General features: G+C 46.0%; 29 protein-coding genes. 13 read left to right on the top strand and 16 right to left on the bottom strand.

Going from position 1 to position 26229, the window contains the following annotated elements; genetic code table 11:
- Window positions 1-7 precede the first annotated feature (7 nt).
- Together recR and MF542_RS06980 are read left to right on the top strand one after the other, a co-directional pair.
- Window positions 8-616 carry a recombination mediator RecR gene (gene recR / locus MF542_RS06985; RefSeq protein ID WP_247017380.1) on the top strand — a complete coding sequence of 203 codons (609 nt, stop codon included), beginning with the start codon at window positions 8-10 and terminating at the stop codon, window positions 614-616.
- Window positions 613-990, top strand: coding sequence for a GFA family protein (locus MF542_RS06980; protein WP_247017378.1), 378 nt, complete (start codon window positions 613-615; stop codon window positions 988-990). Before recR ends, MF542_RS06980 begins: the two co-directional genes overlap by 4 nt.
- Here MF542_RS06980 and MF542_RS06975 read toward each other — a convergent pair.
- The 5 genes from MF542_RS06975 to MF542_RS06955 all read right to left on the bottom strand — a co-directional run bounded on the left by MF542_RS06975 (window position 987) and on the right by MF542_RS06955 (window position 4969).
- Complete coding sequence (locus tag MF542_RS06975) at window positions 987-1379, bottom strand: hypothetical protein (protein WP_247017376.1); 393 nt, start codon at window positions 1377-1379, stop codon at window positions 987-989. The two genes, MF542_RS06980 and MF542_RS06975, sit on opposite strands and share 4 nt — an antisense overlap.
- 23 nt (window positions 1380-1402) lie before the next feature.
- On the bottom strand, window positions 1403-1720 hold the full coding sequence (locus MF542_RS06970) for a hypothetical protein (protein ID WP_247017374.1): 318 nt from the start codon (window positions 1718-1720) through the stop codon (window positions 1403-1405).
- Between the two features lie 470 nt (window positions 1721-2190).
- Window positions 2191-3339: a succinyl-diaminopimelate desuccinylase gene (gene dapE / locus MF542_RS06965; RefSeq protein WP_247017372.1), complete on the bottom strand. Its 1149-nt coding sequence runs from the start codon at window positions 3337-3339 to the stop codon at window positions 2191-2193.
- Window positions 3340-3345: 6 nt separating this feature from the next.
- A complete protein-coding gene (gene dapD / locus MF542_RS06960; protein ID WP_247017370.1) occupies window positions 3346-4191 on the bottom strand; it encodes a 2,3,4,5-tetrahydropyridine-2,6-dicarboxylate N-succinyltransferase in 846 nt (281 codons plus the stop codon).
- A 145-nt stretch (window positions 4192-4336) separates the two neighbouring features.
- Window positions 4337-4969 carry a pyrimidine 5'-nucleotidase gene (locus MF542_RS06955; protein ID WP_247017368.1) on the bottom strand — a complete coding sequence of 211 codons (633 nt, stop codon included), beginning with the start codon at window positions 4967-4969 and terminating at the stop codon, window positions 4337-4339.
- Between the two features lie 179 nt (window positions 4970-5148).
- Between MF542_RS06955 and MF542_RS06950 the strand changes: the two genes are divergently transcribed.
- Both MF542_RS06950 and MF542_RS06945 read left to right on the top strand, forming a co-directional pair.
- Window positions 5149-6783 carry a sensor domain-containing diguanylate cyclase gene (locus MF542_RS06950; RefSeq protein WP_247017366.1) on the top strand — a complete coding sequence of 545 codons (1635 nt, stop codon included), beginning with the start codon at window positions 5149-5151 and terminating at the stop codon, window positions 6781-6783.
- A gap of 9 nt (window positions 6784-6792) precedes the next feature.
- The gene (locus MF542_RS06945) at window positions 6793-8058 is read left to right on the top strand and encodes a DUF2336 domain-containing protein (protein WP_247017364.1); all 1266 of its coding nucleotides are present in this window, start codon (window positions 6793-6795) and stop codon (window positions 8056-8058) included.
- Here MF542_RS06945 and argB read toward each other — a convergent pair whose 3' ends face one another.
- The 4 genes from argB to MF542_RS06925 all read right to left on the bottom strand — a co-directional run bounded on the left by argB (window position 8059) and on the right by MF542_RS06925 (window position 11754).
- Window positions 8059-8961 carry an acetylglutamate kinase gene (argB, locus tag MF542_RS06940; protein WP_247017362.1) on the bottom strand — a complete coding sequence of 301 codons (903 nt, stop codon included), beginning with the start codon at window positions 8959-8961 and terminating at the stop codon, window positions 8059-8061.
- A gap of 47 nt (window positions 8962-9008) precedes the next feature.
- A complete protein-coding gene (locus MF542_RS06935; RefSeq protein WP_247017360.1) occupies window positions 9009-9716 on the bottom strand; it encodes a lysoplasmalogenase in 708 nt (235 codons plus the stop codon).
- Window positions 9717-9822: 106 nt separating this feature from the next.
- Window positions 9823-11103: an MFS transporter gene (locus MF542_RS06930; RefSeq protein WP_247017358.1), complete on the bottom strand. Its 1281-nt coding sequence runs from the start codon at window positions 11101-11103 to the stop codon at window positions 9823-9825.
- Window positions 11104-11112: 9 nt separating this feature from the next.
- Window positions 11113-11754: a cation efflux transmembrane domain-containing protein gene (locus MF542_RS06925; RefSeq protein ID WP_247017356.1), complete on the bottom strand. Its 642-nt coding sequence runs from the start codon at window positions 11752-11754 to the stop codon at window positions 11113-11115.
- Window positions 11755-11909: 155 nt separating this feature from the next.
- Between MF542_RS06925 and MF542_RS06920 the strand changes: the two genes are divergently transcribed.
- Window positions 11910-12992, top strand: a complete 1083-nt coding sequence (locus MF542_RS06920; protein WP_247017354.1) for a succinylglutamate desuccinylase/aspartoacylase family protein — start codon at window positions 11910-11912, stop codon at window positions 12990-12992.
- On the opposite strand, the gene MF542_RS06915 is transcribed toward MF542_RS06920, so the two are convergent.
- Window positions 12982-13371: a hypothetical protein gene (locus tag MF542_RS06915; RefSeq protein WP_247017352.1), complete on the bottom strand. Its 390-nt coding sequence runs from the start codon at window positions 13369-13371 to the stop codon at window positions 12982-12984. The genes MF542_RS06920 and MF542_RS06915 overlap by 11 nt on opposite strands.
- A gap of 151 nt (window positions 13372-13522) precedes the next feature.
- Between MF542_RS06915 and hemH the strand changes: the two genes are divergently transcribed.
- Window positions 13523-14533, top strand: coding sequence for a ferrochelatase (gene hemH, locus MF542_RS06910; RefSeq protein WP_247017350.1), 1011 nt, complete (start codon window positions 13523-13525; stop codon window positions 14531-14533).
- A gap of 2 nt (window positions 14534-14535) precedes the next feature.
- On the opposite strand, the gene MF542_RS06905 is transcribed toward hemH, so the two are convergent.
- From MF542_RS06905 to MF542_RS06890, 4 genes are all read right to left on the bottom strand, one after another.
- Window positions 14536-14991: a copper chaperone PCu(A)C gene (locus MF542_RS06905; protein ID WP_247017348.1), complete on the bottom strand. Its 456-nt coding sequence runs from the start codon at window positions 14989-14991 to the stop codon at window positions 14536-14538.
- Window positions 14992-15004: 13 nt separating this feature from the next.
- Window positions 15005-15970: a prolyl aminopeptidase gene (pip, locus tag MF542_RS06900; protein WP_247017346.1), complete on the bottom strand. Its 966-nt coding sequence runs from the start codon at window positions 15968-15970 to the stop codon at window positions 15005-15007.
- A gap of 118 nt (window positions 15971-16088) precedes the next feature.
- A complete protein-coding gene (locus MF542_RS06895) occupies window positions 16089-16898 on the bottom strand; it encodes an NTP transferase domain-containing protein (RefSeq protein WP_247017344.1) in 810 nt (269 codons plus the stop codon).
- Between the two features lie 45 nt (window positions 16899-16943).
- Window positions 16944-18344 (bottom strand): MmgE/PrpD family protein, encoded by a 1401-nt coding sequence (locus MF542_RS06890; protein ID WP_247017342.1) that lies wholly within the window; start codon window positions 18342-18344, stop codon window positions 16944-16946.
- Between the two features lie 141 nt (window positions 18345-18485).
- On the opposite strand from MF542_RS06890, the gene MF542_RS06885 reads away from it, so the two are divergent.
- From MF542_RS06885 to MF542_RS06870, 4 genes are read left to right on the top strand one after another with little or no spacing between them, the layout of a single operon-like run.
- On the top strand, window positions 18486-19625 hold the full coding sequence (locus MF542_RS06885) for an ABC transporter permease (RefSeq protein ID WP_247017340.1): 1140 nt from the start codon (window positions 18486-18488) through the stop codon (window positions 19623-19625).
- 6 nt (window positions 19626-19631) lie between these two features.
- The gene (locus tag MF542_RS06880) at window positions 19632-20414 is read left to right on the top strand and encodes an ABC transporter ATP-binding protein (RefSeq protein ID WP_247017338.1); all 783 of its coding nucleotides are present in this window, start codon (window positions 19632-19634) and stop codon (window positions 20412-20414) included.
- A gap of 4 nt (window positions 20415-20418) precedes the next feature.
- A complete protein-coding gene (locus tag MF542_RS06875; protein ID WP_247017336.1) occupies window positions 20419-21390 on the top strand; it encodes an MlaD family protein in 972 nt (323 codons plus the stop codon).
- Window positions 21387-22028: an ABC-type transport auxiliary lipoprotein family protein gene (locus tag MF542_RS06870; RefSeq protein WP_247017334.1), complete on the top strand. Its 642-nt coding sequence runs from the start codon at window positions 21387-21389 to the stop codon at window positions 22026-22028. The genes MF542_RS06875 and MF542_RS06870 overlap by 4 nt, the downstream gene beginning before the upstream one ends.
- Here MF542_RS06870 and MF542_RS06865 read toward each other — a convergent pair whose 3' ends face one another.
- Window positions 22029-23210, bottom strand: coding sequence for an MFS transporter (locus tag MF542_RS06865; protein ID WP_247017332.1), 1182 nt, complete (start codon window positions 23208-23210; stop codon window positions 22029-22031). It lies immediately after the preceding gene.
- A gap of 57 nt (window positions 23211-23267) precedes the next feature.
- The gene (phaR, locus tag MF542_RS06860; RefSeq protein ID WP_247017330.1) at window positions 23268-23834 is read right to left on the bottom strand and encodes a polyhydroxyalkanoate synthesis repressor PhaR; all 567 of its coding nucleotides are present in this window, start codon (window positions 23832-23834) and stop codon (window positions 23268-23270) included.
- A 71-nt stretch (window positions 23835-23905) separates the two neighbouring features.
- Here phaR and MF542_RS06855 point away from each other — a divergent pair, with 71 nt between their 5' ends.
- From MF542_RS06855 to MF542_RS06845, 3 genes are read left to right on the top strand one after another with little or no spacing between them, the layout of a single operon-like run.
- The gene (locus tag MF542_RS06855; protein ID WP_247017328.1) at window positions 23906-24148 is read left to right on the top strand and encodes a hypothetical protein; all 243 of its coding nucleotides are present in this window, start codon (window positions 23906-23908) and stop codon (window positions 24146-24148) included.
- A 7-nt stretch (window positions 24149-24155) separates the two neighbouring features.
- Window positions 24156-25364: an alpha/beta fold hydrolase gene (locus MF542_RS06850; RefSeq protein ID WP_247017326.1), complete on the top strand. Its 1209-nt coding sequence runs from the start codon at window positions 24156-24158 to the stop codon at window positions 25362-25364.
- Window positions 25354-26091 (top strand): methyltransferase domain-containing protein, encoded by a 738-nt coding sequence (locus MF542_RS06845; RefSeq protein WP_247017324.1) that lies wholly within the window; start codon window positions 25354-25356, stop codon window positions 26089-26091. Before MF542_RS06850 ends, MF542_RS06845 begins: the two co-directional genes overlap by 11 nt.
- Window positions 26092-26229: the final 138 nt, after the last annotated feature.

The raw sequence follows: 26229 nt of genomic DNA, 5'->3' as shown, positions 1-26229 counted from the left end.
ACCATTTATGCCCAAGTCCCATGGAAGTGATATTGATGCTTTAATCCAGCTTCTGGCAAAATTGCCAGGGCTTGGACCCCGTTCAGCACGCCGCTCTACACTTCAGCTTCTAAAGAAGCGAGATAGTGTGATGGTGCCGCTTGCGCATGCACTAATGAATGTGGCGGATACAGTACAGATCTGTGAGGTATGCAGTAATATAGATACCCATAATCCCTGTCATGTTTGCGAAGATGTGAGGCGAGACCGTACCACCATATGCGTTGTTGAAGATGTGTCTGATCTATGGGCGCTGGACCGAAGTGAAACTTTCCGGGGACAGTATCACGTGCTGGGAGGCACGCTTTCAGCACTGGACGGCATTGGCCCTGATGATCTTACAGTCGATAGTCTTATTGGGCGAGTACGCAGTGGTGAGATTGACGAAGTTATTCTCGCACTCAATGCTACAGTTGATGGCCAGACAACAAGCCACTACCTTGCCGAAAAACTTGAAGAATTTGATGTAAAAGTAACTGCTCTTGCGCACGGCGTACCTGTGGGTGGAGAGCTTGACTATCTGGATGATGGTACCCTAGCTGCGGCACTTCGTGCCAGAGGAAGTGTAAGTTCATGAATAAAGTGACACACAAAGGTGGGTGCCATTGTGGTGCTGTACAGTTTGAAGTAGATGCTCCAGCGGATATTTCAGCACTATCATGTACCTGCAGTATGTGTAGCCAAACAGGTTTCCTGCATCTCTTTGCCACTAAAGAAGAGTTTCGTCTTCTTAAGGGAGAAGAGAGGCTGACCGAATACCGCTTTAATACCCAGACGGCGCGGCATCTGTTCTGCAGCAAGTGCGGTGTTAAAAGCTTTTATGTTCCCCGTAGCCACCCTGATGGCTGGTCAATCAATGTTAACTGCATAGACCGCAGTACGATTTCGTCTCTGAAAGTATCAGAGTTTGACGGCGCCAACTGGGAGCAGAACGTGGAAGATATTCGCTAATGTGATAGTTCTAGCGAACCTTCAGCGCGAGATTTTCGGTGAATGCCTATATCGTCTTCATCAAAATCTTCAGCAGTTTGTTCAGTTTCATATACAGGGCCTTCTGATCCAAAGATCACGATACTGAGTTCAGCATCAAAGTTGCTGAAGGTAAAATTACCTTCAAAGATATTTTCTGAGCTTTCAAAACGCAGAGGAATTGTATCGTGAAACTGGGTTACAAACTTGAGAAATACCTGATTTTCCACAGATGTATTCCAAAGCTTTCCTGCAGCAATCAGCATTCCTTCGCTATATCTGTTATAAGTAATATGTTTGCCAGCCATAGAGCCTAGGCACACCTTCTCGCCGTCGTCCTTAAGGACATATATTTTATAGTGATTATTCATTTTTAACGCCTGTATTGATGTAATTATGCTTCATGAAGAATGTTCACACCGCCAACGGACCGGAAAATGGCGCGCTGCGATTGTGGATCAAAAAATGAAAGGCAAAAATTACCAAGGAAAGTTTCTTCATCATCAGAAATGGAGAGTTTCATGATGTCGCCGTGTGTAGATGCCGTTTTCAGATAAACTTGCTTATCTACAGGTGCGGCTTGAAGAGCACCGTTAACGCAAACCTGACCGCCAAGTCTTGCGGAGCATTTTACGCTTTCCTTTGTTACCGACCCGAGAGAATATTTTCTCTTACTTCGGTCTATCAGGTCGATCCGATAAGTCTGTCCCATAAAAGACCTCCTTATGTTTCTAACCCTAACCCGTCCCAAAAATACTATAACAGAAAATGTGGGTTTAAGCATTTGACTCAAATGTCAGGAAATAGAAAGTTTGCTAAAAAATGCTATTTTTATACAATTATTTAGATTTATTTTCTCTTTAATATGATGTTTTTATAACGATGCATGAAACAAGATAGATCGCTTGTTAATTGTCTGTGGAAAATTATTGATATTGAGAAATTCGTTGTTCTTTATAGTTGTTATCTTATCGTTATACAGGATTGTACACAATTAAAGATTACAAATCTTATGGTTAAGATGGTAATAATATTTCTAAAATTCAATATTTTCCATTCTTAAAATTACATCGAATGTTGAAAAATAAATTTTTTCGAAGAAAGTATGGCCTGTGGATAAGTTTGTGGGAAAAGTACTTAAAAGTTTGCCCGAATCGGAAAATTTGATTCGAGCAAACTGACTTATTTTACCAATGTGTTAATCACATCTTCATAGATATCAGTGATCGTCTCAATATCACTTACAGCAACATGTTCATCAATTTTATGCATTGTTGCGCCCACGAGGCCAAATTCCACTACGGGACACATGTTTTTAATGAAACGTGCATCTGACGTGCCGCCTGTTGTCGAAAGTTCAGGCCTGCGACCTGTGTGCTTTTCAGCAGCATCTGCGACAGCTGTGGATAATGAGCACTCTGGTGTAAGGAAACTGTCGCCAGATAGCCACCAGTCAATCTTATAACCTACACCAGCACGATCCATACGGCGGATGAGTTCCTCTTGCAGGCTTTCAGGTGTAAATTCATTGTTAAAGCGTACATTAAAGCGCGCATGCGCCTCTGCCGGGATAACATTATGGCTTTCGTTGCCCACATGCACGTTTACGATTTCTAGGTTTGATGGTTGGAAACGTTCGTTTCCAGCATCGAGTGGTTCCTTATTCAGTTCTGCCAGAACCTTCACCATGTCCGGGATCGGGTTATGAGCAACATTCGGATAAGCAACATGACCTTGTGTACCGTCAACCGTGATCATGCCGTGGAGGCTACCACGGCGGCCAACTTTGATCATCTGCCCAAGTTCTTGCGGGTTTGTTGGTTCGCCAACAAGACAAAGATCAATCTTCTCGCCGCGCTCTTCCATCCAGTCGAGCACCTTGGTGGTACCGTTCACTGCAGGGCCTTCCTCATCTCCGGTAATAAGAAGAGAGAGAGAGCCTCTGAACTCTCCGTTGTTCTTATCAAGGAAGCGGCTAACTGCAGAGACGAAAGAAGCGATGGCAGCTTTCATGTCTGAAGCACCACGGCCCCATAACTGCCCGTCTTTCACTTCTGCCGCGAATGGGTCAACGCTCCAGCGGTTTGCAGCTCCAACAGGCACTACATCTGTGTGGCCTGCAAAGCAGAAGTTGGGTGAACTTGTGCCAAGGCGTGCGTAAAGGTTAGGGACAGGATCTGTCCCTTCTTCTTCAAACACCATCTTGTGGCAAGCAAAACCCATTTTCTCAAGGTGATAGGCTAGCGTATCAAGTGCATCACCTTTATCAGGTGTTACACTTTCGTGGCGGATCAGGGCTTGAGAAAGTTCAAGTGCGTCAACAATTGCCATGCGATATTAGTCTCTTAGTAGCTCGTTGATGGAAGTTTTAGAACGTGTACGTTCGTCAACACGCTTCACGATAACAGCACAATATAGGTTCGGGCCAGGTGTGCCGTCTGGTAGTGGTTTGCCCGGAAGTGTACCCGGTACAACTACACTGTATGCCGGTACACGGCCCATGAATACTTCGCCGGTTTCGCGGTCAACGATTTTGGTGGAAGCGCCGATGTAAACGCCCATGGAAACAACGGCGCCTTCTTCTACAACAACACCTTCAGCGATTTCACTACGTGCACCAATGAAACAGTTATCTTCAATGATAACCGGGCCAGCTTGAAGTGGTTCAAGTACTCCGCCAATGCCTACGCCGCCTGAAAGGTGAACGTTTGCACCAATTTGTGCGCAGGAGCCAACCGTTGTCCATGTATCAACCATTGTGCCTTCACCAACAAAAGCACCAAGGTTCACGAAAGATGGCATAAGTACAGCGCCTTTGGAGATATGTGCTGATTTACGTACGATTGCTCCCGGCACTGCACGGAAACCAGATGCTGCGAAGTCATCAGCACTCCAGCCTTCAAATTTGCTTGGTACTTTGTCCCACCAATTAGTATTTTCACCAGGGCCGCCAGCGATCATTTCCATATCGTTCAGGCGGAATGAAAGTAGTACTGCTTTCTTGAGCCACTGATGCACTTTCCATTCGCCGCCTTCTTTGGATGCAACGCGGGCTTTACCGCTATCCAGAAGATTAAGAGCTTCATTCACTGCATCGCGTACTTCGCCGGTTGTCTGACCGTTAATTGTATCGCGCGCTTCGAAAGCATTTGAGATGGTGTTTTCTAAATCAGCGTAACTCATGTGGCTTCCCATTGGGTTAGTCTTGGAATTCTATTCCAATTTGTTCATCAAAATTTTGATGAACAATAACGTTCACTTTGTTTGAGTCAATTGGCTCAGCATAATGTGAGCAATAGAATAACTTGCGTATCGCTTAATAAAAGGCTTAGCGGTTTAGGTATGCATGCAGCCATGTGGCAAGATTATTGGTTTCTGCGTGTACGATATCAGCATCATAATCAGCTTCGCCCCACACACTGCCTGTATTAATCCATACAGTGCCCATACCTAATTGGTGGGCTGGTTTGAGGTTTCTGACCATGTCTTCGAACATAACAGCTTTATTAGGGTCAAAATCATAGGTTTTGACGAACTTTTCATATACAGCCATGTCAGGCTTTGGTTTCAGGTCACCCTCTACTATGCCGAAGATATCTTCAAATAGATCATGAATGCCGAGCCGCTTCATAATGTTGGTGGCGTAAGGTTTGTCTGCATTTGTAAAAACCAGTTTGCGGCCATCAAGTTCTTGAATGGCAGATATTAGTTTCTCATCACGCTCGATGGGACTGAAATCAATATCATGTACGAACGAAAGATATTCTTCCGGGTCTACGTTATGGTGGGTCATCAACCCATTTAGTGTCGTACCGTTTTCCAGTAGATATTGTTTCTGAATTTTCCGAGCTTCTTCACGTTCAATGCCCAGAAAGTTCTGCACGAAATCACTGATTTTCTGGTCAACCTGATCAAAGAGGTTACATTCTGCGGCATAAAGAGTGTTGTCTAAATCAAACACCCACGTGTCTCTGTTATCGGAAAGGGTGGGATGAAATTCGACTTTATTATAATTCAGCATGTGTATCCGTAACTGTCTTCATTTTTATTTAATCTATAGCAAGAAAGTTAACGATACAGTGACAATTTATAATTTAGTGTCAAACTATTGTTATTTTCTGATGGGGATTGGTGAACATAGTGAGTTTGTTCAAGAGTTTAGGGCGATCAAAATTGGTGCTGGATGAAAGCGACATTTGTGCCATTTATGTGGATAAGCGTAAGGCGCTTGTTGCCCAGTCAGACACGTCTGAAAGCCTTGTTAGTCTTTGGGAAGAAGGGTATCCGGCCTTTCTTGATGCCTATGAGCAGGTTAGTGTCTCACAGGAGCCTCAGGAGTTCAGGCTGGCTGATGAACGTCATATCAAATGCTGGATTGTTGTAACGCCCTATGAAGGCGGGGCGTTTTTTGTAGCGCGCGAAACAACCTTAGCTGATCAAATGACAGAGGCGCTTATTGAAAGCCGGGCGATGCTTAAGGGGCTTCTTGATTCAGCGGTTGATTTTTCCTTTGAGGTTGACCCACTTGGTCGGTTTAAGTTTGTTTCCCCGGCTGTTGCCTTTGGCGAAAAAACTGAAAGCTGGATCGGTAAGGATGCTCATTCAGTATTTTGGCCAAAGGACAATGCGCCGGGCCGTAGCCCTTTTACCCAGCAAGTTCAAAAACATATGGATGGCGTTTCTACGGAAATTGCAGGTATCAAACGTTATGCCTCTTTCGCGGTTGAACCTGTGATCGATGAAGAGGGTAAAATAGTTGCTGTGCGCGGTTCGTGCCGGGATGTAACAGAGCGGATCGAAGCCGAGCGCAAGACAAGATTGGATAATCTACGGCTTTCAGTGCAACAGCGGATCACACAAATCCTGAACAGCACTGAGAACTCACAAGACCTGCTTGATAACGCATCCAAAGAACTTATTCAGGTGATGAGAGCTGATCTCGTATGGTCAGTGCTCAAGAAATATAAAGAAGGCTTGGTGCCTGCTTCCATTTGCGGTGATCTAGATGAAGAACTTGATCTGGATAGTATCTGGGAAAGCCTTTCGGGCGCGGATAGCGGTGTGCACGAAATCAATATTGATAGCCGTGGCCATCTTGTTATCCAGCTAGAGAGCGCTGGTGAAGATGTGGGTATGGTAATTATCAGCCGCGATACAACGATTAGCCCATGGTCTGATCTTGAAAAAGAACTGCTGGCGGATATCGCTGATGTTCTGACCGCAGCGTTTGGTAAGGCAAAGCTGATTGACCGCTTATATCGCCTGTCCAGCAAAGATGAGTTAACTGATCTTCTAAACCGCAGAGCGATGCGGGAAGGCGTGGAAGCACGGCTAAAACACCAATCGAGAACCAAGCAGTCTGGTTGCATGGTGTTTATTGATCTTGATCACTTTAAAGAAGTGAATGATACCCTCGGTCATAATGCCGGGGATGATGCCATCTGTTTGGTGGCTGAGAAAATGCAGTCCATCATCAGGCCATGTGATTTGGCAGGTCGAATGGGTGGAGATGAATTTGTTCTCTGGATTGAGGATGTTGATGAGGAAACAGCCGCGGTGAAAGCCCGTGAGTTGATCGATTATATGCCATCAATCCGAGAGAAAATTAATGGAGCGCATCTAAGGCTTGGTGCATCTATTGGCATTTGCAAGTCAGTGCCTGGTGTTGATTTAGCCTTTGATGTTTTGGCAGCACGTGCTGATGCCGCTCTATATGATGTTAAGAAAACCGGTAAAAATGACATTGCATTTGCGGGGGCGCCAGAAGAGGCGTAGGGGCATACTATGTTAGATAAATTAAAATCCATGCTTGGTGGGCAAAAGAAACTACCAGAAAAACTCTCCAAGGCAGATGAGGAAAAAATCCTCGAGCAGGGGAGCGATCAGGAACGTTTGCTACTGGCTTCGAGAAAAGATGCACGTCCAGAGGTGCTTTATTATCTGGCGGAAGATAAATCGCCAGAGGTTCGCAAATTAATTGCGCAAAACCCTTCTGCACCCGTGCAGGCAGACGAAATTCTTCAGAATGATGACGATGAAGAAGTACGTGAAGAACTAGCTCGCAAAATTGGCCGCATTGTTCCAGGGCTTGAAAGTGGTGAACGTACGGCGCTCCAAGAGAAAACCATCAAAGTTATGGAGGAATTGGCGCAGGATCAGTTACCTAAGGTGCGTGCTGTTATTGCTGAGGAAATTAAATCTGCGACCAATGTACCAAAGCATGTTGTGGACAAGCTTGCTAGGGATATGGAAGCCATTGTTTGTGGGCCGATCCTTCAATATTCCCCAATGCTTAATGATGATGATTTGCGGGAAATTATAGCTGCAGGTGCAACAGGTACTGCGCTTGAGGCAATTGCTAACCGTGAATTTGTTTCTGAAGTTGTCGCGGATGATATTGCAGCGAGTTTGGAAATCCCAGCTATCGCGGCATTGCTTACCAACAAAAATGCGCAAATTCGGGAAGACACGCTTGATCAGATTATCTCACAGGCGGAATCGGTTGAGGACCTGCACAAGCCTCTTGCACTAAGACCACAGCTTTCTATCAGAGCAATGAAACGCATCGCTGGATTTGTAGCATCTGCGCTTGTCCATTCAATGATGGAACAGTCAGAGCTTGATGAAACACAGGCAGAAGAATTGCTTGATCGGGTTCGAGAACGCATTGAAAATGAACGCGTTGGTGAAAGTGAAGAGGCAAATCTAGCTAAAACCGCACAGGATTATTATAGCCGCGGCATGTTGAATGATAAATTCGTTATAGAACAGGTTAACGAAAATCGCCGCGAACTTCTGATCCAGTGTTTAGCTGTTATGGCTGATTTGCCTGCCATGACAATCAGGCAGATCATTCATTCAAAAAGCGGCCGTGCTGTTACGGCACTTGCGTGGCGAGCTGAACTGAAAATGCGAACAGCCTATGAACTGCAGACCAAGTTCGCCCTTGTTCCTACCGCGCAGCTTCTAAGTGGTAAAGATGGCGATAAATATCCTATCGGTAAGGACGAACTTGAGTGGCATCTTAGCTACTTTATTGATCAGAGCTGATTAAGCTCTGATCAGGGTACCCGCGCCGCGTTCAGTGAAAATCTCGAGAAGGATGGCATGTTTCACACGGCCATCCAGAATAACGGCACCGTTTACACCTTTTTCAGCCGCTTTCAGGCATGTCTCGACTTTGGGCAGCATGCCGCCTGAAATGGTGCCTTCTTCAACGAGTGCATTGATTTCCTCACGGTCCAACTCTGTAAGCATTTCCCCGTCTTTATTCAGTACGCCTGGAACATCAGTAAGAAGGAAGAAACGGCGAGCATCAAGTGCGCCTGCGATAGCGCCGGCCATGGTGTCTGCATTTACATTATATGTGTGTTCATCAAGACCTGCAGCGATTGGTGAAATTACTGGGATCACGCCGCCCTCAATTGCCTGTTCAACAATGCGTGTGTTGATTTCAATAGGGTCACCAACAAAACCAAGATCAATTACCTTTTCGATATTCGAATCTGGATCGGCTTTCTTCCGCTCCATCTTGCGGGCCATAACCATGCCGTCATCTTTGCCTGAAAGGCCAATAGCACGACCACCAGCGGCTTGAATATCACCGACGATAGATTTACAGATAGAACCGCATAATACCATCTCAGCAACCTCAATTGTTGCCTTGCAGGTGACACGAAGACCATCAATAAATTCAGTTTTGATTGAGAGGCGTTCCAGCATCTTTCCAATTTGTGGGCCACCACCGTGGATGATTACCGGGTGGATACCAACTTGCTTTAGAAGAGTGATATCTTCGGCGAATTGTCGGGCCAGAGTATCATCTCCCATTGCATGGCCACCGTATTTAATAACGAAGATATCGCCTGCATATTTTTTAAGATACGGGAGTGCTTCAACAAGTGTGGAAGCTTTTTTCTGAAGTTTCTTTTTATCTTGGTCCACGATAATCATAACCTTTGCATCCTTGATATACAGTCTTTTGACCTGAAAAGGATCGGTTAGTCAAATCGATAACCTCCATAATGTGTTCTACGTTCATCTGTAAGCATGATGCCAAGTGTCATGAACAGTTGCGCAAAATAGTATGTCCCCCAAACAATATGCCCAAAATACTCAGGAACACTGAGGAATTGCCGAGCACCCAGAACAGCATCTGAAATGAGGAATAGAATAGCCCCTGTACCAACAAGAATAGCCGAAAAACGGCTCATTAACGCGGCACTTGCCATGGATGTTAGAACAAATGTGTATGCAAGAACTGGTATAAGCATGTCGCCGAGATAGGGGTATAAAAGTGCTGTAGAGGCAACGGCAATGATCCAGAGAACGAGCATAATCTGTTTACGCAGACGGGAAATATCGCTCCACGCTTGTTTGTTCTTTAAATATAAACCAATGAAGATCAAATGAGCGCTGAGAAACGCACTAAGGCCTTTTATAAAACTATTCTCAATAGGCATTGCAAGCAGTACATCACCGGCGACCGACGCAATGAGCGCAAGGAATAGAAGGAAGTGATTAACAGTTTGCATTCGAACAATTACAAACAGTGATATCAGGCTTACGGTTGCCCCTTTTGTAATAACAGGCCACCAATCTTCCTGTGGATACCACTGGCCACCGTAGACGAGTGCTACGACAAACGAAGCTAGTATGAAAAACTGGCTGATGCTCTCTCTAAGCGGACTTAATTTCTTATTGTACATAAGAGCAGGAACCCCCGTTCGCTAATCATTCTCTCCGACAATGTACATTGCCTCGCTGCCACCCCTGGCTACCCTCATCACTAACTTTATGGGTATCTGCAGAAAATTAAAGGATTTTATGTAATTTTATCGCGGGGCGAAGAAGTAGCAGGTTTGCCAGTGCGAGTATTAAGAGCACATCAGCGGTCGTTAACCCTACGGCAACAATAATCGTCGCAATTATTGAACCACCAGCCATAAATCCACTGTTTACGATATTGTTTGCTGCAATCATGCGTGACCGTTCAGATGTATCTGATCTATCTTGCAGAATAGCATACATGGGTACAATGATCATGCCAGCGAGTGCTGCGGTCGAGAGTAACAAGGCTAGAATAAACCAGTTGAAAGGTACTTGCATAAACTCTGTTATGTTCAAAAGCTTCTGGCTTTCACTGACGGTTGGCAAAGCTAGGTATAGTGCTGTTCCTAAAGCTAGTAGTCCAAGCAGAGCAGGTTTAGCGAGCCGTGCGGAAATTGAACCTTTCAACATTTTACTGCACAGCATAGAGCCAAGGCCTATACCCAGTGTAAAACAAGCCATGAATATAGTGACGACTGTTTCATCCCCTCGGAGGTGGTCTTTTGCGACTACCGGGATTTGGGTAATATACAGAGAGCCATACATCCATACCCAGCTGATGCCTAAGATGGAATAACGGCTGATATCAACAGACCACGCTTTTTTTAGTTGGTTACGTGTGGATGCGAAAACATTCTTGGTGATTTTCAGGTCAGGTGCTGCTGGAACTGTTTTTGGCACCAACCTCCCTGAGAACACTCCGATAAGAGCTGCGATGATCGTTAGAACTGAGACGCCCAAAACCCCGCCTTCACTTGTGGCGACCAAACCGCCAATAATGGTACCAAGCAGAATGGCGATAAAGGTTCCGGCCTCGATCAGCGCGTTGGCACTTAATAGCTCTTTTTGATTCATCAATTCAGGAAGAATGCTGTATTTAATGGGGCCAAAGAATGTTGATTGAAGGCCAAGACCCGCCAGTACTGCAATTAACATAGGCAAACTACCGAGATAGAAGCCTAAAGCGCCAACCAGCATCAACAGTACTTCCCAAATTTTAATCCAGACAATCTGGCCTGATTTCTCATATTTATCCGCAAGCTGTCCGGCAAGTGCTGAGAAGATAAAATAGGGCAGGATGAAAAGCCCAATCGCTACATTGTTAAGGATTGCTGGGGCGGTACCAATCTGTTCGGCCATGCCAAAGGTGATAAGCATGATGATGGCTGAGCGAAAAAGATTATCGTTAAAGGCGCCGAGGAATTGCGTAATAAACAGCGGCAAAAACCGTCTGGTGCCGAAGAAGCCCGGTGTTGGCTTATCCATAAAAAATCCTTATTCAGCAGCGGAGTGCGAATGTTCTGCCGCATGGGCTAATTCGCCCCGGGCCTGTTTAATAATGGTGAAAGCACCAGAAATAAATAAGGTTGCCATGATGCCGGCAACAATTAAATCTGGCCACCCTGTGTTTGTAGCCCAAACGCCAGAGGCGGCTATTAGTACCATCACATTACCAATTGCATCGTTCCGGCTGCACAACCAAACGGACCGAACGTTGGCATCACCATCTTTGTATTTCATTAGGAGCACAACACTCAACAAATTGGCTGCAAGAGCCGCCAAACCAACAGAACCCATAATAAGGGCAGCTGGCTGTTGAAGGTAAAAAACAGTGTAGATGGTAGAGCCAAGAACCCATATTCCCATCAATAATAAGCTGATGCCTTTAGCGAGGGCCGCTTTTGCACGCAGCGCCAGAGCCTGTCCAATAACAGCAAAAGAGATCAGATATGTAAGGGTGTCTCCGAGAAAGTCCAGCGCATCTGCTTTGAGCGCTTGAGATTGCCCCATAAAACCCATAGGCATTTCTACAAGGAACATGAAGCCATTGATCGCGGCTACCAGAATTAGCATACGTTTATATGCTTTATCCATGCCGTCGAATTTCACTTCATTGTGGCAGCAATGCGCGCCCATATCCGTTCCTTTAAAATTCCAGACAATTATTAGGCACTATCGGTGGCTCATACGCAAGCTTCAATTTCTATGGTAATGTGATGGATAGGCTGTCAGAATGGCGGAATTCTACCGTTATCTGATACTGTATAGCATACTGTAAATGAAGGATTTTTATGAAAAGCCTGTTTAAGATCACTGTCATATTGATATGTTGTTTTAGTTCCCTGGGAACCGCAGCAACCACCCAGCCTGGGATGGGAGTTGATCTTACTGGCGATATTGTTGGTGGTGTGCCTATTATTACTAGATTGGCAGCGAAACAGTTACCAACCGGCAGGCACAGATTCTATTTTCTCGCAGGCAGGCAGAATGCAGGCGCTGCTATTCATGTCCCTGTGGAGGTAATAAAAGGTAAAAAAACAGGTAAGACCCTTCTTCTTACTGCAGCTGTTCATGGTGATGAATTAAACGGCATTCGCGCTCTTCATAAGCTGATGGAAGATATTGATCCGGATACTCTGGCAGGTACGATAATAAGTGTGCCGGGTATCAACCAAACTGGTCTTGTTGGGAATAGCAGGCATTTTATTACATCTGCTGCAAATGGTGCGAAGGATGATTTGAACCGGCGTTTCCCTGGCAAACTTACAGGTGGTGGTACTGCGGCTCGCTATGTAGGAAACATTTGGCATAACCTATTGAAGAACAACGCGGATATGGTGGTTGATCTTCATACCCAGACAACAGGTACTGAATATCCACTCTTCGTTTTTGCGGATATGCGAAATGCCAAGGTTAAACAGATGGCACAAGCCTTGATGCCGGATATTATCAAGAATGATGAAGGGCAGAGCGGTACTCTTGAAACAACTTTCATGAAATTGGGTGTGCCAGCCGTAACTTATGAACTTGGCGCACCAAAAGTGTTTCAGCCAGATATGATCAGACGAGCTGTTTTAGGTCTTAAGAACTTGATGGTTGCGGAAGGATTTTTGTCCGGGTCGGTTATTGAGCCAGTAGTTCCCTCATTTGTTGGGGGCAATTATACAAATGTGTATGCCGAAGATGGTGGTATTGTGGTCGTGCAAGTGGATTTGCTCGAGAATGTAGAAAAGGGGCAATTAATTGCTATTGGGTATGATGCATTTGGCAGTGAAAACAAGCGCTATATAGCGCCACATGCAGGAAAAGTACTGGCCCGAGCAACTGATCCGTTCCGCGAAGCGGGAACGATGCTCGTGCGCATTATTCGGTAAACATTTCTACCTCAGTAATAGTTTCTTGCTGAGTTGAGCCGGTTGTGGCTTTTTTCAGATTAAACTTGCTGAGCTTCTTAGGGGGATTAGCAGATGCGAGTTTTTGAGAAACTTGCTTTCCTACTTTTGAAATATCCTGTTTCAAGGCGTGATGCTCATTAATGAGTTCTTGAACTTTGGCTTCAAGCCCTGATGTACATTGTAGCGGCGCTAAAGGGCATTTGCCGCAGTTAGGCTGATCACACCATCCTACGGTGCTTGCTTTCAAGCGGAGAAGGGCACCTGTAATATCTGTGAGTTTTGCATCCAGTGCTTTTTCTATTGATCTGTCCAGATCTTCTAGAAGCTCCTTTCGCGTTATTTCACTGTCGTTTTTCATTTCACTACGCCATCATTTTTCATTGGTTTTAATATTATCGCTATGGTGGTTTAAATTTCATGAAGCGATATAGTAAATTTAAATAAATAAATTGGTGATCTGATCGGACTTTTCCGCCATATAATGGAACACCGACTGTCAGGACCAATATATGAAAAATGAACATCCTCAGATAAATCACGGAAACATAGGCGTTTTATTGATTAGCCTAGGTACACCGGATGCGCCGACATACTGTGCTGTACGGAAGTATTTGGCTGAATTTTTGTCTGATCCACGAGTGATTGAAGTACCGAAATTGGCGTGGTTACCTGTACTTTATGGACCAATACTAACTTTTCGGCCGATGAAATCTGCAAAAGCTTATGCTAAAATCTGGGATTATGAGCGTATGGAATCGCCGCTCAGGACCTATTCCCGGTCTCAGGCGGAAAAGATGCAAGATCATTTCGGGGATAGCCTTCATGTGGAATGGGCATTTCGCTATGGTATGCCTTCTATTGAAACAGGTTTACAGGCGCTGAAAGAAAAAGGGTGCGACCGGATTGTTCTATTTGCTCTCTATCCTCAATATAGCGCAACATCTACAGCAACAGCATATGATAAAGCCTTTGATGTTCTGAAAAGCATGCGGTGGCAGCCATCCGTGCGTACGGTACCAGCTTATTATGATGAGACCGGGTATATAGAAGCTTTAGCGCGGACAGTTGATGAAAGTTTGGGAGAGATTGATTGGGAGCCGGAGCATATTCTGGCTAGTTACCATTCGATCCCGAATGAGTATTTTGAAAAGGGTGATCCTTACCCTTGCCAGTGCCGGAAAACCAGCCGATTGCTCTCTGAGAAGTTGAAGCTTGAGCAAGACAAGCTTGTTACCAGTTTCCAGTCTCGTGTTGGACCAACAAAATGGGTGGGCCCTTACACAGATAAAACGGTTGAAGAGCTGGCAAAATCTGGTGTGAAGAAGCTTGCTGTTCTGGCCCCAGCTTTTAGCTCAGATTGCCTTGAGACACTTGAGGAAATCAATATGGAGCTTCGGGAAACGTTTCTGGAAGCAGGCGGTACCCACTTCCATTATATTCCGTGCCTGAATGATACCGCACTTGGTATGAAAGTACTCAACAGTGTTACAGAAAAAGAATTGGCTGGTTGGCTCAAGTAATTTTACTTTGGCCCACCAACACCAGTGATTTCCACGATAACCTGCACCGTGCCTGCTTTTTCAAATTGAAGGCTGAGAGGGAACACCTCGCCGCGTTTCAGTGGTTGCTCGAGGCGCATCAGCATGATGTGATAAGAGCCGGGTTCTAGCGCTGCGTCCCCGCCTGCAGGTATTTCAAGTGCTTCTACATGATCCATTTTCATGATGCCATCATCTTCATAAGAACGATGTAGCATTGCAATTTCAGCTAAATCAGTTTCAACACCTACCAGCTTGTCAGCATGGTGTGTGTTGTTGTGGATTTTGAAATATACCGCCGCAGACATAGTGCGCCTGCCGGTATGCGGCGCCCATGGCTGGTCGATTGTAATGCCGTGGGAATGATTACCATCAAAAGCTGCTAGATCACTCGTAAAGAGAAACAGACTAGAAAGAAGCGTGAGTAGAAAACTTTTCATTACAGATACTCAGTTAAATAGCGTCAGTTGCGCAAATTAGCTCATGTTGAATGGCCGGCTCAAAGGCAGAGTGGCCTGCAACGGGTACCATCTTCAGTTTGGCCCAAGGCATTGCTTTTGATAGATCCCAAGCTGAGATCGGTGGGCATATTGCGTCGTAACGGCCTTGAACAATTGTCGTGGGAATATTTATCAGTTTCTTTGCGTCCGTTAGAAGCTGATCGTCGCTTTCAAGCCAGCCTTTATGTTTGAAATAGTGTGCTTCAATACGTGCAAACGCTAATGCAAATACCGGGTCAATTGAATGGGACCGCTGCTCATGATCAGGCATCAATGTTACTGTGCTACCTTCCCAAAGGCTCCATTCCTTCGCAAAAATTAACTGGTCTTCGGTGTATTCAACTTCGGTTAGGCGTTTGTAATATGCGGTAATCATATCGCCGCGCTCTTCCTCTGGAATAACGCGTTCAAAACGATCCCAAGCCTCGGGGAAGATAGAGCGTGTACCGTTTTGATAGAACCAGTCTAGTTCTCTTTGGCGCATTAGGAAAATACCGCGCAAGATAAGATTATCCACTTGAGCGGGATATGCCTGCGCATAAAGCAGTGCGAGGGTGCTGCCCCATGAACCACCAAATAGTGACCAGCGATTAATGCCTAAATGCTTACGAATGGCCTCCATATCGGCAACCAAGTCCCAGCTGGTGTTATTTTCCAGAGAAGCATGAGGGCGGCTTTTACCGCACCCCCGTTGATCAAACAAAATGATACGGAATTTTTTCGGGTTGAAGAAGCGGCGCTGAATACCGCTTGTGCCGCCACCGGGGCCGCCGTGCACAAACAGGATCGGTATACCGTTTGGGTTGCCGGATTGCTCCACGTAAATCTGATGCCCACCATCCACAGCTAAATGCTGTACAGAATATGGCTCAATTGTTGGGTACAGAGTTCTGAATGTGGTCGTGCTATCTGCGCGCAATGGACTATCCCTTTTTTCTTAACTGTACCGTTCGGAAAAATACAAGGCAAGAGCCGCAAACAAAATAAGCCTACCTTGTTCCAAGGCAGGCTTATGGGAATTCATTTGCGATTAGGTCTTATTGCGCTGCACGGCGAGATTGAAGAATCTCTTCTGTGCGTGCAAAATCACCTGGATTGTCTACATCGATTGGTGCATCGGCAAATGGCATGCGTACCACACGAAGCTTCATGTTCCATCGGCGCGAAAGCAGGCCAGCAAGCTGGTGAATAGTTGCCCAGCGGAATTTATAAAGCATCATGAACCACAGGCCAAATGCTGCCATGATGCGCTTAGGACGTTTACCAAACTGGCCACCGCCTTCAAATACCTTGGCAGCAGTGAGTGCTTTTTCATTCATGAGAGCATAGAGATTACAGCTAGACCAACCACCATCTTTTAGTTCGTGGAATGCACGCTTGCCGTCTGGGTAGGCTTTCAGGATTACATCTGATGGTGTCATCGCTACGGCACTGTCAATTGCTTCAGCACCAATCTCAGCGGTGAAATGGTCAACCATCTCTGATGTGTGCAGCGCGTTGTCGCCTGTTGAAATCACCAACGGCCAAGGATTGTCTATGGTCTCCGCAGCGCCTTTTACAGAAAGGAAAAGGTTATCTTCACTCGGCAGGTAGTGGATTTCACCAGCATCCAGCATTTCTTTAAGTGCAGGCACTGATTCAAGCAGTTCGCGGCTTTCAATGGAAACGAAGACGCGGTCAATATCTTTGGCAGCTTTAATTTCGCGTACAACGCGTTCAAGCATTACCATACCATCAATGACAACAAGGCATTTGTGACTGAGGTTTTGAATTTTTGCCACTTCATCAGCAGGTCCGCGGCGGCTTGCCGCAAGAATAAGTGCAGTGGCTTTAAGCTGTTGACCCATAGTATTGTCCCTGAGCCTATATTATGAGGCTCATTATATATATTTTTATCCAGTTAACAAACCAGTTAGCGAACGCACTTTCATACTATCACGCGTTGCTTCAAGCTCGTGTCTTATAGCGCCAATTTGTTGTTCTGATAAGATACCATTCACACAAGCCTGAAATTTTTCCCAAAGCTGTGCATTTGACAAAGGGTTTGCGCTGGAACCGACTGGCATGTCAACCTTTGTTGAAACTTTTTCTCCGGATTTTAAAGTCACATGCACTTCTGTTGGAAAATCTGATTCCAGTTTTTCCACATATTCTTTTTTCACGAGTGGCAGAAGGGCTGTTACCTCCGGGCGTTCTACTACTTCGTCCATATAATCAGCGAGGCCTGCATTTCCAGTTAGTAGACCAACGGTCAAACCATACTCCAAGCTGAATTTCGCTTCCATACTGTTTGTCGGGCGTTCGTACATAAGATTGCGGAGATGGGCCGCTGGTGCACGTACGAAAATATTTTCAACATCTTTTTCTGTGAAGCCATGTTTACTGCGCAGTTCCAATAGACCGTCGAGAGAGCGGTGTACACTGCCGCAGTTAGGGAAGCGTTTGAGCTTCAAACCATATTTCTCAATGTGGAGTGGCTCGCCAATGCTTTCAGTACGGAATTTCACTTTTTGGCCGTGTTCATCTTTGTCAGCCATAAAGGCGCGTAGTTCTTCTACGTCTGCGCCTACCATCAGTGTACCCATACCTTTTTCACCGTGCAGTGTTTCACTGCCTGCAGTTACACCAGCTTCTGCAAACTGCGCTGCTTGAACGGCACCCGCTGCCGCAAGACCTGCGTGGAGTGGTTTTGTCATGGTGCCAAACTGGCTCATAAACCCACCTGCCATGCTTGTGGCGAGGGAGATAGCGTGCGCAGTTTTTTCTGGGTCAAGACCCATGAGACGCGCGCATCCTGCTGCCGAACCAACCGCGCCCACTGTAGCTGTAGCGTGCCAGCCCCGACTGCGGTGGTATGGATTTACACCCTGACCAACCAAACCAATGATCTGAAGGCCAACGATGTAGGCATCAAGTAAGTCTTGCCCGTTTGCATCAATTTCATCCGCTACTGCAAGCAGGGCAGGTACAAGAACTGCGGAAGCATGTGCCTTTGCCGGGTCAAAGTTATCATCAAAATCCAGCGCGTGAGCAGCAGTTCCATTCAGAAGAGCTGCCATTGGCGCAGACAAGCTGTCTTTGAAGCCAACGGTGTTAATTGATCCTTTACCCCATTTCTGTGCTAGCTTTTGCACTGTCTTGGTTACAGGCTCTTTTGCGCCAGGGATCATCACAGCGACGGTGTCTGTAATTGCGTCACGGGCACGATCCAGTGCTAGATCTGACCATTTTCTATCTGCTGTAGATGTCCACAGAGCAAAAGCATGCAAAGGGTTTTGGGGATCAAGTGTCATTTTTTGGTCTTACAATAATCTTATGGGCTTGTTTTTAAGCGTAAACTCGGCAACTCTCTGTATAAGCTATTATGGCAACAGATTAAAGGTTGCGCCCGCTATGTGAGGATAGCGGGGACTAATGTCAAGAGCAGGGAGCATATGGCAGAGGCGATCCACAGAAATGAATTTATCTGTGTTGAAAGCGGCACACCTAGTTCCATTGTGCATTTTTCTGGCGCATGGATTATTGATAATGCCGCTGCTATTGATGCCGATATGTCTAACACGCTTTTGAAAGCGGGTGATCAGGTGGTGATCGATTGCTCTGGCCTTGAGCAGCTTGATACCACCGGGGCCGTTCTTATCCGACGTTTCGCTTCCCGGTTTGAAGATAAGGGTGTCGCACTGCTTACAGGGGTGAAAGCGGAGCATAAGCATCTGTTAGATGTGGTTGCAGCAAAGCCTGCGCCAGTGGAAACAGAACCTGAAACACTGCCGTGGTATTTGATACCAGTTGCTGAAGCTGGGCATGGCTTCATGAATGCAACGGCTTCTATCACGCGTCTTATCAGCTTCATTGGTCTCGTGCTTATCAGGCTCTTTGGTACACTTCTCGCCCCAGGCCGAATTCGCTTTATCCCGCTTGTACACCAGATGGATGCCGTTGGCGTGAAGGCTATGGGGATCGTGGGACTTATTTCATTCCTTATCGGTGCTGTGATGGTGAACCAAGGCTCAATCCAGCTTGCAAAGTTTGGAGCTGATGTCTTTGTCATTGATATGCTGGGAATTATTCATTTGCGCGAGATGGGAGTGCTCTTGACCTCCATTATCATTGCTGGCCGATCCGGTAGTGCTTTTACAGCGCAAATTGGTTCCATGAAACTTCATGAAGAAGTAGATGCAATGAAAACGTTGGGGATGAATCCCATTGATGTTCTTGTGCTTCCGCGTTTGATGGCACTTATGATTACATTGCCGCTTCTTACCTTTTATGCTGATATGATGGGAATTGCAGGTGGTATAGCGATGGCATGGGCACAGCTCGATATATCACCTGGGAATTTCCTCGTGTATTTCCGAGACGTTATTGAATTTGAACATTTTATTGTTGGTATTATCAAAGCACCATTTTTTGCGGCTGTTATAAGCGCCTGTGGCTGCTATCAGGGTTTAAGGGTGGCAAGTAGTGCAGATGTACTTGGAGCTCGCACGACGAAAAGCGTTGTTACTTCTATTTTCCTTGTGATTGTGCTGGATGCGCTGTTTGCAATTTTCTTCACAAGTGTTGGGATTTAATAGGCTATGGATGACACAGTTCAAACAGATGATGTGATTATCCGAGTACGCGGCCTTGTGAATGCCTTTGGCAGTCATGTTGTGCATAAGGGACTTGATCTCGATGTAAAACGAGGTGAGATCCTAGGTGTTGTTGGTGGGTCAGGGGCTGGTAAATCCGTGCTTTTGCGTACAATCATTGGGCTTAACCGTCAGGTGGCTGGTCAGATTGAAATCAATGACATTGACCAGAACTATATGACTGCTGATGAAGCACAACTTTCACGCAGGCACTGGGGTGTGCTGTTTCAGGATGGTGCGTTGTTCTCTGCTCTTACAGTTGCTCAGAATGTGATGGCTCCTATGCGAGAGCACTATAATTTCTCGCAAAACCTTCTGGAGGATTTGGCTAGTAGCAAAATCTCGATGGCAGGGTTGCCTCTTGATGCTGCAAATAAATTCCCCGCGGATTTGTCAGGCGGTATGCGAAAGCGTGCAGCCCTTGCGCGCTCCTTGGCGCTTGATCCAGAAATCCTGTTTCTGGATGAACCCACAGCTGGCCTTGACCCAATTGGCGCTGCCGCTTTTGATGGTCTCGTGAAAAATCTGAGTAAATCTCTTGGCCTAACTGTGTTCCTTGTAACACATGATTTGGATACGCTTGTGCGAGTCTGTGATAGGATCGCAGTGTTAGGTGATAAAAAAATGCTGATCACGGCACCCCTTGAAGAAGTACAGCAATATGACCATCCTTGGGTGCAGGAATATTTTGGCGGCCCCCGTGCCCGTGCCGCAGGAATAAAGGAATAAACTAATGGAAACCAGAGCATCCCATATCATCGTTGGTGGCTTCGTTTTAACATTCCTTGCGGGGCTTGTAGCATTTGCGATTTGGATCGCGAAAGTGGATCTGGACGCTGAATATGTAGATTATGAAATCTATTTTGAAGGTACAGTTTCAGGGCTTTATAAGCGTAGTATCGTTTATTATTCAGGTATTCCTGTTGGGGATGTGCGGGATATCACACTCGCTCCGAATGATCCGCAGAAAGTACTTGTCGTTGTCCGCCTTAAATCAGACGTGCCAGTGAATGAGGGTTCGGTTGCCAAACTGGAATTCCAAGGACTGACAGGCGTTGCTTATATCGAACTGCATGGCGGTCCGCCAGAGGCACCACAAATTGTGGCAGATGGTGCTTTCTCCAGACCTGTTATCCCGTCTGAGGCATCAGCCTTTCAGGCGCTATATGAAAACGCTCCAAACCTTATCAATGAAGCAATTGCCGCTGTAGTGCAGGTGAAGAAGTTGATGAGCGATGAGAATATCGCATCTGTTTCCAGCACACTTAGAAATGCAGATCAGTTAACTGGTAATATCGCAAGAGGTACACAAGACCTTGATCAAATTGTTGCCGAAGTACGTACTGTACTGGCGAATGCGAATACGGCGGTACTTAATGTGTCTGCCTTGGCAGCATCTGGAGATGAGCTGATCAAGGAAGACGCTAAACTGATGATCGCAGAAGCAACAGCAACCTTGAAAACAGCGAATATGACGCTGGCGAGAATTGATGCCTTGGTGGCAGCTAACCAAGAAAACGTAACACAGTTTATTGGGAATAGCTTACCAGAAGTAACACGCATGATCGTGGACCTGAGAACAACAGCGCAAAGTCTTTCGAGACTGATGAGCCGTATTGAGCAAAACCCCGCCGGCGCTATCTTTGGTAAAAAAGAAGCAAAGTATGACCTGGAAACCCGCAAAACTGAGGACGGCACAAAATGATGCATAAGCTATTGAAAACTGCCAAACTTGGAACCGCACTTGGCCTTATGGCGGTGGTGGGTGGATGTGGCCCATTGATTTCTTTTGGCGACGATGGCCCCGCTGATGAAGTTTACACTCTCGAATATCCGAAAATAGCTTCGAGCAACACGAATGATGGTGCAACAATGTATGTTTCTCATCCAGTGATGAGTAGCGGTATTGACGGTACTGAGGTTGTTGTCGCGCTGGATAATAACAAGCGTACCGTGTTGAAAGGAGTAAGCTGGGCTGGGCACCTTTCGGATTTGATGCAGGACTATCTGGTGCATTCCTTGCGCGCTGAAACAGTTGCTAATATCGTGAGTGATAAGGGACTTGATGTCCGCGTTAACTGCCGTATGGATGTGAAGGTCTGGAAAATGGAGTTTGCGCCAAGTGCTGATGGTAGCAGTGATATGGTGAATATTGAGATAGAGTTATCTCTTATCAGGCTTCAGGATGCCTATCTTGTGGGGCATCCCGTTTATACCCGTACAGAGAATGTTGTAGGCGGTTCTCATGATGATATTGTAGCTGCTTTTAATGGCGCGTTGAATGATATCGCCCGCGAACACGGAGCTTGGGTAAGCAGCAACCTTCAAGCATGTACCAGTTGATTATTCAGCTGGCGCTTTTATGTGGCTTGGGCGTGCGGATAGTTCCCAAACTGTCCAAAAAATTACAAGTATCCCCGTTGAGGCTATAATATAAAACGGTGCCGCGACACTTGCAGTAAATACCGTTCCTGCCGTGATAGGGCCTGCAATCCTGCCAAGAGATGATAGGCCATTCGAAATTCCAAGCGCTGTACCTTGCAAACGCTCATCGGTACGCCTGGATACAAGGCTGTTAAGTGCGGGGAAGGTAAGGGTCATGCCGCTCATAATGATCGGGAAGCCTAGAATGGCTGTGATAGGTTCAGCAGGGCCATAAAGAATAATCGCAACACCAATCAGGTGGAAACCAAGTGCCATACCGAGGGATTTAACCTCACCGAATTTCTTGAATAGTGGCCCAATGGCAAAAAGCTGAATGAAAAACACGCATACACCTGATGCCATTAACAGGTAACCTACTTGCGCTGAGTTCCAGCCAAGCACCCGTTCAGCCCAAAATGGTGTGATAGCAAAGCTGATGCTCTGGCCAATAGCCGTTATAATAAACATTGCAAGAAGCGCTGTTTGACCGGGTTGTTTGAATACACTGGTCCACCGAGGAACATCTTTATGGTCTTCGTTTTCTGTTTTCTTCTTGTTCGTTTCCGGCACAAAGATGGTGGTGAGAATCATTGCTGTAAATGATAAACATGCCGCAGTCATCCCTGCCCAGAAAATGTTGGGATCGCCATTGCCGCCGATGGTGCTGAGAATGCCACCAATGCCGGGGCCTAACGCAAAGCCCAGACCAAAAGCTGCGCCGATCCAGCCAATGGCTTTGCCGCGATTTTCTTCAGTAGTCACATCAGCCATAGCTGCCATTACAATACCTATATTCCCCGCCATGGCACCTGACATTGCACGAGCGAGAAACAAGAGAAGAAGCGTATCTGCCATGCCTAAAGTAATATAGGAGATAGTTGCGCCTAAGAATGTGCCAGCTAGTGCGGGTTTGCGGCCAAATTTGTCTGAAAAGCGCCCCCAGATTGGTCCCATAATAAAGGCTGCTAAGGAATAGATTGAAACCAGTGCCATGCCAGACACGGAATCGCCACCGAAATTCAGCACAATGAAGGGGAGCACCGGCACGATAATGCCGAACCCAAGAAGGTCAATAAATACTGCAAACAAAATTACGGGCATGCGCCTTTTCCTATCCTCTTAATGCCGAAGCTACTGTCTGGAAAGGCGGTGTGCGGGTTATGTGCTTATCTTATCCACCTTTTCCTGCAGGGCTTTTAGCTGAGCTTGTAGTTCCGCAATGTCTGTGTCGTCTGCTGCGTCTGCGGGCTCATTTGTGCTTTCAGCACCTGCTTGCATAAACATATGCATGGATTGTTCGAAGAAAGCCATATTCTGACGCACCATTTCTTCAAAAAGTGGGATCATATTTCCGTGACCAGTATCACTAAAGGTTAGATTTATCTGGTCTTTGTGTTTGTTTAGAATATCCATGGTGCTTTGAAGGTATGCAGGCACAAGTGTTTGCATGTTATCGCCGTAAAAGCGAATGAGTTGCTGCAGGAATGAAATTGGCAGCATATTTTCATCGCAATTTTCTTTTTCCACGATGATCTGAGTTAAAACCGAACGGGTTAGATCTTCCCCGGATTTTGCATCCATAACAACCAGCTCTTCGCCAGCTTTAATCATCTCGGCTAGATGGTCTAGTGTCACGTAGCTTGAAGTTTCAGTGTTATACAAACGGCGATTTGCATATTTTTTAATGGTGATTGGCTCCCCCGCCAAACGTTTCTTACGCGCCATGTGTCCCTCAAATGATAACGCTGTCAAGAAGCGTTATCCTTAGTTTGTTGTCCCTACAAGGAAATGATTAAATGGTATTTGGTGCGCTGCCGCAAGAAAAATTGTGCGCCTGCAAAAAAGAAACTTCTTCTGTCTTTGACGAGTTTTTCTATACTCACGTTATGACTAAAAACACTGAACTTGAAGAATATGTCGCTGAGTTTTTAGACTTGTGGCAGGAAAATATCCGCCTGTGGTCTGTGGATAAAGAGCTTTTAACACCTGATGATCTGAAAGCGCTTCTTTCCCCCGCTTTTGATGAGCAGAAACGGTAAAATGACTATGTCTGGCAGGATCAAAGGGCCGAGGCCTTTGTCTCTTCATTTCACCAATAGTGAAGCTATCTGGGGTGGAGCCACACTTGCCGGTAAAGCTGGGCTTGATTCTGGTGTCTGGCATCCTCAACTTGAAGCGGCGGTGGCAAACCTAAAAGAACAACTTGATGGTGTGTCTGACGCTGCTTTCCAGAAAGAGCTTGAGAAGCAGGCATCTGTAAGAAAGAATAAATTTCTGAAAGGTCTTAACCAATATCTAGCACATGCTTTCGAGCCACCAGTTACGGATGCCCCGATTACATATGAAATTGGATGTGTGAAATTACATGATTTGGGTGGAGAGGGGGCACCTATTCTTCTGGTGCCTAGCCTTATTAACCCGCATTATATTCTTGATCTGATGCCTGGAAGAAGTTTGGCAACCTTCCTAAGAAATCAAGGGTATAGACCACTCCTTGTTAATTGGGGTGACCCAGGGGATGAGGAAAAATATTTTGGTTTGGATGGATATATCTCTGAACGGTTAATACCGATTATCGAGCATGTTGTTCAAATGGCGGGTAAGGCTATCCCTCTCGTTGGTTACTGTATGGGGGGAACTTTGAGTGTGGCTGTCGCAGCCCGAACAGAAGGATTGATTTCTCAGTTAGTACTGCTAGCTGCACCATGGGATTTTAATACAGATAAACCCCACCCCGGCAGGCGCAATGCTCCCCAAATGCTAAGGTTTTTAGATAAACTCGTGGAAGGCAGCACAGTTGGTGTGGATGTGTTGCAAACTTTTTTCACAAGTGTTGATCCCACGTTGAATGACCGTAAGTTCCGTGCTTATGCAGATGGAAAGCATGAAGGCGAAGCAGTTGATTTTTTTGCTGCCATGGAGATGTGGGCAAATAATGGAGGCCCTTTAGCTAAAAAAGTGGGGCAGGAGTGTTTGTCTTATTGGTACGAACAGAACTTGACCATGAAAGGAGAATGGTTGGTTGCTGGACTGCCTGTGAGGCCTGAAGATATTGACTGTCCTACCTTTGTTGTTGCGCCGAAGGGGGATCGTTTGGTGCCGCAAGCGAGCGCGTTTGCGATTGCTGAAAAAATCTCGAGTGTCACAAAACATGTGCCACCATCAGGGCATATAGGTATGGTAGTTGGTGACAGGGCTAAAAAAGGCCTATGGGAACCGCTGGTTAACTGGTTGGAGATATCGCGTGAGACCTGATGTACTCACTTTACATAGGTTTTATGAAACACGTTTGGGTACTCAAGCAGCTCAGATTATTTCTGCGCGCGTTAAAGGGCTTTTGCCAACGCAAACTGGCGCTATTACGATTGGTCTTGGTTATACATTACCGTATCTGGATGCCTTGGCGGGCAGTGAAGGCGAAGATAGCCTCGCAAAATTTCTCGCATTTATGCCAGAGCGGCAAGGTGTATGCCACTGGCCGACCTTAGGTGACAGTCAGACTGCACTTGTGGACCAGTATAACCTACCACTTGCTGATTCTTCAATTGATCGAGTGCTACTTGTACATGCACTTGAGCATGCACATAAACCAACACATTTACTTAGAGAAGTGTGGCGTGTGTTGGCACCGGGCGGGCAGGTTGTTGTGGTTGTGCCGAACCGTATGCGTACATGGTCTGCTGCTGAAGCAACACCATTCGGGCATGGAAAACCTTACTCTAAGAGCCAGTTGTTCCGCTTGATGACTGAACAGATGTTGCCGCCAGAGGCGTGGCAAACTGCGTTGATGATGCCGCCTACAAATTTTCTGGGTGCTGCTAACTTGATGCGTGTTTCCGAGCATTTCATGGGTATGATGGGCAAAAATCTGGGTGGTGCGCTTATCGTTACTGCCAGAAAGCAGGTTTATGGCGCACTTCCCAAGAAAACGGTGAAAATGAAGGCGCGTCCGGTTCTTACCCATTTGCGAGAACGTCACTAGATATTTGTTTCGTTGACCCTTGAAAGATGGGGAAACCCATATAGCTACCTTTTGGTAAGTAGTTTCACCTATTATTGTTTTCTATGTGTAATACTTATACGCTAGTTTTGCGTCGACAAGAAATATTATCAGATTATT

It is taken from the genome of Kordiimonas laminariae, assembly GCF_023008165.1.
Taxonomy (GTDB): domain Bacteria; phylum Pseudomonadota; class Alphaproteobacteria; order Sphingomonadales; family Kordiimonadaceae; genus Kordiimonas; species Kordiimonas laminariae.
This window is presented reverse-complemented; position numbering and strand designations above follow the sequence as displayed.

Bases quoted from the DNA above. Each gene is read 5' to 3' on its own strand.
- recR (WP_247017380.1), top strand. From the start codon at position 8: ATGCCCAAGTCCCATGGAAGTGATATTGATGCTTTAATCCAGCTTCTG.
- MF542_RS06980 (WP_247017378.1), top strand. From the start codon at position 613: ATGAATAAAGTGACACACAAAGGTGGGTGCCATTGTGGTGCTGTACAG.
- MF542_RS06975 (WP_247017376.1), bottom strand. From the start codon at position 1,379: ATGAATAATCACTATAAAATATATGTCCTTAAGGACGACGGCGAGAAG.
- MF542_RS06970 (WP_247017374.1), bottom strand. From the start codon at position 1,720: ATGGGACAGACTTATCGGATCGACCTGATAGACCGAAGTAAGAGAAAA.
- dapE (WP_247017372.1), bottom strand. From the start codon at position 3,339: ATGGCAATTGTTGACGCACTTGAACTTTCTCAAGCCCTGATCCGCCAC.
- dapD (WP_247017370.1), bottom strand. From the start codon at position 4,191: ATGAGTTACGCTGATTTAGAAAACACCATCTCAAATGCTTTCGAAGCG.
- MF542_RS06945 (WP_247017364.1), top strand. From the start codon at position 6,793: ATGTTAGATAAATTAAAATCCATGCTTGGTGGGCAAAAGAAACTACCA.
- argB (WP_247017362.1), bottom strand. From the start codon at position 8,961: ATGATTATCGTGGACCAAGATAAAAAGAAACTTCAGAAAAAAGCTTCC.
- MF542_RS06935 (WP_247017360.1), bottom strand. From the start codon at position 9,716: ATGTACAATAAGAAATTAAGTCCGCTTAGAGAGAGCATCAGCCAGTTT.
- MF542_RS06930 (WP_247017358.1), bottom strand. From the start codon at position 11,103: ATGGATAAGCCAACACCGGGCTTCTTCGGCACCAGACGGTTTTTGCCG.
- MF542_RS06925 (WP_247017356.1), bottom strand. From the start codon at position 11,754: ATGGGCGCGCATTGCTGCCACAATGAAGTGAAATTCGACGGCATGGAT.
- MF542_RS06920 (WP_247017354.1), top strand. From the start codon at position 11,910: ATGAAAAGCCTGTTTAAGATCACTGTCATATTGATATGTTGTTTTAGT.
- MF542_RS06915 (WP_247017352.1), bottom strand. From the start codon at position 13,371: ATGAAAAACGACAGTGAAATAACGCGAAAGGAGCTTCTAGAAGATCTG.
- hemH (WP_247017350.1), top strand. From the start codon at position 13,523: ATGAAAAATGAACATCCTCAGATAAATCACGGAAACATAGGCGTTTTA.
- MF542_RS06905 (WP_247017348.1), bottom strand. From the start codon at position 14,991: ATGAAAAGTTTTCTACTCACGCTTCTTTCTAGTCTGTTTCTCTTTACG.
- MF542_RS06895 (WP_247017344.1), bottom strand. From the start codon at position 16,898: ATGGGTCAACAGCTTAAAGCCACTGCACTTATTCTTGCGGCAAGCCGC.
- MF542_RS06890 (WP_247017342.1), bottom strand. From the start codon at position 18,344: ATGACACTTGATCCCCAAAACCCTTTGCATGCTTTTGCTCTGTGGACA.
- MF542_RS06885 (WP_247017340.1), top strand. From the start codon at position 18,486: ATGGCAGAGGCGATCCACAGAAATGAATTTATCTGTGTTGAAAGCGGC.
- MF542_RS06880 (WP_247017338.1), top strand. From the start codon at position 19,632: ATGGATGACACAGTTCAAACAGATGATGTGATTATCCGAGTACGCGGC.
- MF542_RS06875 (WP_247017336.1), top strand. From the start codon at position 20,419: ATGGAAACCAGAGCATCCCATATCATCGTTGGTGGCTTCGTTTTAACA.
- MF542_RS06870 (WP_247017334.1), top strand. From the start codon at position 21,387: ATGATGCATAAGCTATTGAAAACTGCCAAACTTGGAACCGCACTTGGC.
- MF542_RS06865 (WP_247017332.1), bottom strand. From the start codon at position 23,210: ATGCCCGTAATTTTGTTTGCAGTATTTATTGACCTTCTTGGGTTCGGC.
- phaR (WP_247017330.1), bottom strand. From the start codon at position 23,834: ATGGCGCGTAAGAAACGTTTGGCGGGGGAGCCAATCACCATTAAAAAA.
- MF542_RS06855 (WP_247017328.1), top strand. From the start codon at position 23,906: ATGGTATTTGGTGCGCTGCCGCAAGAAAAATTGTGCGCCTGCAAAAAA.
- MF542_RS06850 (WP_247017326.1), top strand. From the start codon at position 24,156: ATGTCTGGCAGGATCAAAGGGCCGAGGCCTTTGTCTCTTCATTTCACC.